4 protein-coding genes, 1 tRNA gene and 1 pseudogene are annotated in these 6,000 nt (G+C 41.5%); 4 read left to right on the top strand and 2 right to left on the bottom strand.

Features of this window, described 5'->3' with window-relative positions:
- On the top strand, window positions 1-618 hold a 618-nt coding region (locus F967_RS06645), incomplete at its 5' end, for a site-specific integrase (protein WP_004798971.1).
- A gap of 16 nt (window positions 619-634) precedes the next feature.
- Here the strand turns inward: F967_RS06645 and F967_RS06640 are convergent.
- A tRNA-Ser gene (locus tag F967_RS06640) sits at window positions 635-724 on the bottom strand.
- Window positions 725-810: 86 nt separating this feature from the next.
- On the bottom strand, window positions 811-2,841 hold the full coding sequence (locus tag F967_RS06635; RefSeq protein ID WP_004798969.1) for an FAD-dependent oxidoreductase: 2,031 nt from the start codon (window positions 2,839-2,841) through the stop codon (window positions 811-813).
- A gap of 293 nt (window positions 2,842-3,134) precedes the next feature.
- On the opposite strand from F967_RS06635, the gene argG reads away from it, so the two are divergent.
- The 3 genes and pseudogenes from argG to F967_RS13695 all read left to right on the top strand — a co-directional run.
- The gene (gene argG, locus F967_RS06630) at window positions 3,135-4,478 is read left to right on the top strand and encodes an argininosuccinate synthase (protein WP_004798967.1); all 1,344 of its coding nucleotides are present in this window, start codon (window positions 3,135-3,137) and stop codon (window positions 4,476-4,478) included.
- A gap of 193 nt (window positions 4,479-4,671) precedes the next feature.
- Window positions 4,672-5,355 carry a pirin family protein gene (locus F967_RS06625; RefSeq protein WP_004760012.1) on the top strand — a complete coding sequence of 228 codons (684 nt, stop codon included), beginning with the start codon at window positions 4,672-4,674 and terminating at the stop codon, window positions 5,353-5,355.
- Window positions 5,356-5,711: 356 nt separating this feature from the next.
- Window positions 5,712-5,999: pseudogene (locus F967_RS13695) on the top strand (IS30 family transposase); the annotation flags it as partial.
- Window position 6,000: the final 1 nt, after the last annotated feature.

Raw genomic sequence — 6,000 nt, 5'->3', positions numbered from 1 at the left:
AATGAAATGGAAAAGGAAATAATACTGAACTGGTTAAAAGAGAAATATATTGCAGACTACCCAACTGTGTATTGGTATTTTGTGGTGGCATTCTGGACAGGTTGCCGTCCATCAGAAATTATCGCACTCACTTGGCAGGATGTAGATTTTTTAAATAAGCAGATTTACATCAATAAAGGTCGTGTGAACGGCGTTCAGCAAGAAACCACTAAAACAAATAAAGCTAGATTTGTAGATTTAAATGATTTTGCTTTCGAGGCATTTCAACAACTCAGATTACTAACCTACCTCAAATATGAGCACGTATTTATCTGTGATGAGACAGGAAAGGAATTTACTACGCAAAAATCATTGAGCGAAAAGTTTGTAGCCTCACTGAAAGCGAATGGCATACGTTATCGTCCTGCCTATAACACTCGTCATACTTATGCGACTGTATGCTTAATGAATGGTCTCAATCCAGTTTATGTGGCTTCACAGCTAGGCCATAGTTTAGTGATGCTAACGATGCGTTATGCCAAGTGGATTAATTCAGATAAGAACAAAGAAGAGATCGCTAAAATTTCGAATAGTGCCAAAATTGTGCCAAATAAAAAGGGAATCAAACTATGTGTTTGATTCCCTTTAAGATATTTGGCGGAAGCGGTGAGATTCGAACTCACGGAGGACTCACACCCTCGTCGGTTTTCAAGACCGGTGCATTAAACCGCTCTGCCACGCTTCCATGTGCCTAAGAATACAAAGCTTGTTTCCTTTATTCAAGAAAAATTTAACTGCAATGTATTCAAATGCATATTGTTTCATCAATTGTTAAAGTTTAGCCGCCAGTTCAGCACCTTCACGAATTGCACGCTTGGCATCCAGCTCACCTGCTAACTTAGCACCACCAATCACATGATATTTTGCCAGTGTGGTTTCATTTTCACGTGGTACTAAATCTTTTACAGACTCCTGGCCTGCACATACGACAATGGTATCCACACGCAATAACTGGTCATGGCCATTATGCTCAACCCATAGGCCTTCGTCAGTTACAGCCTTGTACTGTACGCCACGCAACATACGCACACCATGTTTTTTCAATTGTGCACGATGCACCCAGCCCGAGGTTTTACCCAAGCCAATACCCAACGGCGTTGTTTTACGTTGCAATAAATAAATCTGACGTACTGGCATTTCAACTTCTGGACGTTGCGTACCACCTTCAGAAATATAGTTAGGGTTTGGATCAACGCCCCATTCGCGTTGCCATTCTGCCAATGGTTGTGGCTGTGGTTGATGTGGTGGTTTTAGTAAAAACTCTGACACATCAAAACCAATACCACCCGCCCCAATCACAGCAACCTTATGTCCAACCTTAGCGCCTTTTAGCACTTCTGCATAAGACAAGACTTGTGGTGCATCACTACCCTGAATTTTTAGGGCACGTGGCACCACACCTGTTGCAATCACAACTTCATCAAAACCCTCACGTTCCAACTGTTCACGATTGACCTTGGTATTTAAGCGAACATCCACACCCGTCTGCTTTAATTGGACTTTAAAATAACGAATAGTTTCATGGAACTCTTCTTTTCCGGGAACAACTTTCGCTAAATTAAACTGACCACCCACATCATTATTTGCTTCGAATAGTGTCACAGCATGCCCACGGCTGGCAGCAACTGTTGCAGCCGACATCCCTGCAACACCGCCACCCACAACCGCAACACGTTTTGGTTTCTTGGTTTTGATATAAACCAATTCTGTTTCAAAACATGCCTGCGGGTTAACCAAACAGCTAACACGCTCATTTTTAAAGGCATGGTCCAAACACGCCTGATTACATGCGATACAGGTATTAATTTCATCAACACGGTTGGTTGCAGTTTTATTAACCCAGTATGGATCAGCAAGGAATGGTCGTGCCATTTGCACCATATCGGCCTGTCCTGAAGCAACAATCTCTTCAGCAACATCTGGCATATTGATACGGTTTGAAGCAATCACTGGTACTGAAACATGCTGTTTAACCACAGCGGTATAATCCACGAATGCAGCTCGTGGGACTGATGTTACAATGGTCGGAATACGCGCCTCATGCCAGCCAATTCCTGTATTTAGAAGTGTGATTCCCGCTTTTTCCAATGCTTTAGCAATAATGATCACTTCCTGCATAGTGTTGCCATCATGCACTAAATCAAGCATGGACAGGCGGAAACAAATAATGAATTTTTCACCGACTTTGGCACGAATCGCCTTGACGATTTCCACGGGAAAACGCATACGGTTTTCAATATCGCCACCCCAACGGTCTGTGCGCTTATTGACATGGTTGCTTAGAAACTGATTGATCAAATAACCCTCAGAGCCCATGATTTCCACGCCATCATAGCCTGCTTTTTTTGCCAGGCTTGCACAACGGGCATAATCTTCTATGGTGGCCAAAATCTGGCTATCCGACATTTGACGTGGTTTAAAAGGATTAATTGGTGCCTGAATTGGCGAAGAAGAAACCGAAAATGGATGATAACCATAACGACCTGAATGCAGGATTTGCATCAGGATTTTTGCTCCATGCTTATGCACAGCATGTGTGACCAGACGGTGATGAGGAATATCTGCCAGAGTGTTCATGGTACCGCCCGCAGGTAATAACCAGCCTTGACGGTTGGGTGAAATCCCACCCGTGATGATTAAGCCGACGCCACCTTTGGCACGTTCACCAAAATAAGCAGCAAGTTTAGGATAATTAAAAAAACGATCCTCCAAGCCTGAATGCATCGACCCCATGACCACACGGTTTTTAATGGTCGTAAATCCGAGATGTAATGGCTTTAAAATATTTGCATAGCTAGTCATGATATTCCTTCTATATTTTTGGCTTTGCAACTTGTTGCATAATACTCTAACTGAATTTTTATGCGTGTTTATGACTTTTTTTTGAGAAAGTGCTGACACTAAAGTCAAAACACTTGTAACAATCATGTTTTCAATCTTAAAAACTAAAAAACTTAACCCATTAGAGCATAAATTTTCTGGATAGTTTTTCTTTGAAGAAAACAAGCTTAATGAAAAGTGTTACAATGCTTCCGATTTTTGATTCTCCAAGACTACCTGTTCGGGGTCTTTACTCATAAAAGTTAGGACAAGCAATGACTGATAATGCAACTATCTTGCAGCACGTACCTGTAGGCAAAAAAGTTGGGATTGCCTTTTCTGGTGGTCTCGATACTTCAGCAGCTTTATTGTGGATGAAGCAGAAAGGTGCACAACCTTATGCCTATACAGCGAATCTGGGTCAACCTGATGAGGATGACTATGATGCAATTCCAAAAAAAGCTGAACAATACGGCGCAGTCAAAGCTCGATTAATCGATTGTCGTTTACAACTTGCCCTTGAAGGTATTGCTGCAATTCAGTGTGGCGCTTTCCACATTAGTACTGGTGGTGTTCCTTATTTCAACACCACACCACTAGGCCGTGCAGTAACAGGTACAATGCTTGTAACAGCGATGAAAGAAGATGACGTCAACATTTGGGGCGACGGTTCAACTTATAAAGGCAACGATATTGAACGTTTCTATCGTTACGGTTTATTGACCAATCCTGCGCTTAAAATCTATAAACCTTGGTTAGACCAAACCTTTATTGATGAGTTAGGCGGCCGTGCCGAAATGTCGCAGTTCCTGATCGACAACGGTTTTGACTATAAAATGTCAAAGGAAAAAGCCTACTCGACTGACTCAAATATGTTGGGCGCAACGCATGAGGCTAAAGATCTGGAATACCTCAATGCAGGTATTAAAATCGTTGAGCCAATCATGGGCGTTGCATTCTGGAAAGAAGATGTAAAAATTGATGCTGAAGAAGTATCAATCACTTTCGAGGAAGGCTTCCCTGTTGCATTAAATGGTCAACGTATCGAAGATCCAGTGGAATTCATTCTAGAAGCAAACCGTATCGGTGGTCGTCATGGTCTTGGTATGTCTGACCAAATTGAAAACCGTATCATCGAAGCGAAATCTCGTGGTATTTATGAAGCACCAGGCATGGCATTGTTACACATCGCCTATGAGCGTTTGGTAACAGGTATCCATAACGAAGATACGATTGAACAATACCGTATTAATGGTTTACGTTTAGGTCGTTTACTCTATCAAGGTCGCTGGTTCGATTCTCAGGCGCTTATGCTGCGTGAAACAGCGCAACGCTGGGTGGCCAAAGCCATTACAGGTACTGTCACTCTAGAACTACGCCGTGGTAATGACTACACCATCATGAACACTGAATCTCCAAACCTCACCTATGAAGCTGAGCGTTTGACCATGGAGAAAGGTGATTCGATGTTTACCCCAATGGATCGTATCGGTCAGTTAACCATGCGTAACCTCGACATTACTGATACGCGTGCAAAACTCGGTATCTATACTGAAACAGGTTTACTTGCTGTTGGTCAAGGCTCTGCAATTCCTCAATTGGAAAACAAATCAAAATAAGCGTTTGATAAATAAATTTATCTCACCTAAAAAGGCTGAATAAAATATTCAGCCTTTTTTATTTATCCAAAAACATACACACGATTAAATCATTGCATTTATAGAACAATATGTCGCAATAAAAGACTATTTATCACCATTATGAATCGATAATATAACAATCAAGCAAAATATAATAACTGGGAGATGAAAGATGAATGCTTATCTACATCGTAGTGAAAACCGTGGTCATGTCAAAGCAGGCTGGTTAGATACCTACCACAGCTTTTCATTTGGTAGCTGGTACAACCCGAAATATATGGGTGTCAGTGCACTCCGCGTGATCAATGATGATACGGTTGCCGCCCATAACGGTTTCGGCACACATCCCCATGACAATATGGAGATCCTGACCTGTGTGCTTGATGGCACCATTTCGCATAAGGACAGCATGGGCAATGAGGGACAAATCAATGCGGGTGAATGGCAGTTGATGAGTGCGGGTACAGGTGTCACCCATAGTGAAATGAACAAGCATGACAAGGCGGTGCATCTATTACAGATCTGGATTCAACCCAATGTACAGGATGCTGAACCGACTTATCAGCAAATTCAGCTGAATCCGAAAGATCACCCAAACCAATGGCATTTGATCGCAGGTGATGAGTCTGCACCAATGCTGATCCGTCAAAATGCTGAGGTGAAAACGGCGGTAATTGAGAAAGATCAACACTTGGAGATTACTGCAAAGAAAAAAGTGAACTATGTTCATGTGATTTCTGGTGAAGTGATGATTGCTGATCACTTGGTTAAAGCGGGTGATGCTTTAGTATTCGATGAAACTGCAACCATTACTGCATTGCAAGAAAGCCAAATGATCTGGTTTGACCTACCTTAATCATCCGTTTAACTCGTACCTCTTTCCATAGGGGTACGAGCTTTTTAATCATTGCTGCTACTATCACAACCACTTGAATCTGAACTGGAATCATCATTTGAATGACAATGATCTGAATATCCTGAATCGTCATTTCTGGATGATTCACATGGGGAAGGACAGACTAAAGCTTGAAGTGCGACATAAACCACCTAATTAATTTAAAGGGTTTATGGAGTATATAAAATTGTCATACCATCATCAAAAGTTCGATAGCAACCCTTATAGTAAAAATAATTTATTATCCATACAGGATTCGAAAAAAATCGAAATAATTCATAGACTGAGTTGTATTAGTTTTATAATGATTTGACTATATTGAACGAAATACACGGCTCTGTATCTTGGCAACATTACCTGATGCAAAGGCAGAATCAGTGCGTAAGGCTTTAACTGAAGCTCTGAAATATTTACCTGCAGAACTGCGTAAAACGTTGACCTATGACCGTGGAGGTGAGATGGCAGAACATAAAACACTCGAAGAAGATTTAGGCATAGATGTATATTTCTGTGACCCACATTCACCCTGGCAAAAAGGCACATGCGAAAATATGAATGGTTTAATTAGGCAATATTTACCTAAAGGGATTGATTTAAACCAGGCGT

Source organism: Acinetobacter sp. CIP 102637, from assembly GCF_000368425.1.
GTDB lineage: Bacteria > Pseudomonadota > Gammaproteobacteria > Pseudomonadales > Moraxellaceae > Acinetobacter > Acinetobacter parvus.
The sequence above is the reverse complement of the archived record's forward strand: the minus strand, read 5'-3'. Positions and strand labels throughout refer to the sequence as shown.

What these genes read in the sequence shown, in the direction of transcription:
- F967_RS06635 (WP_004798969.1), bottom strand. Translation starts at nt 2,841, where the DNA reads ATGACTAGCTATGCAAATATTTTAAAGCCATTACATCTCGGATTTACG.
- argG (WP_004798967.1), top strand. Translation starts at nt 3,135, where the DNA reads ATGACTGATAATGCAACTATCTTGCAGCACGTACCTGTAGGCAAAAAA.
- F967_RS06625 (WP_004760012.1), top strand. Translation starts at nt 4,672, where the DNA reads ATGAATGCTTATCTACATCGTAGTGAAAACCGTGGTCATGTCAAAGCA.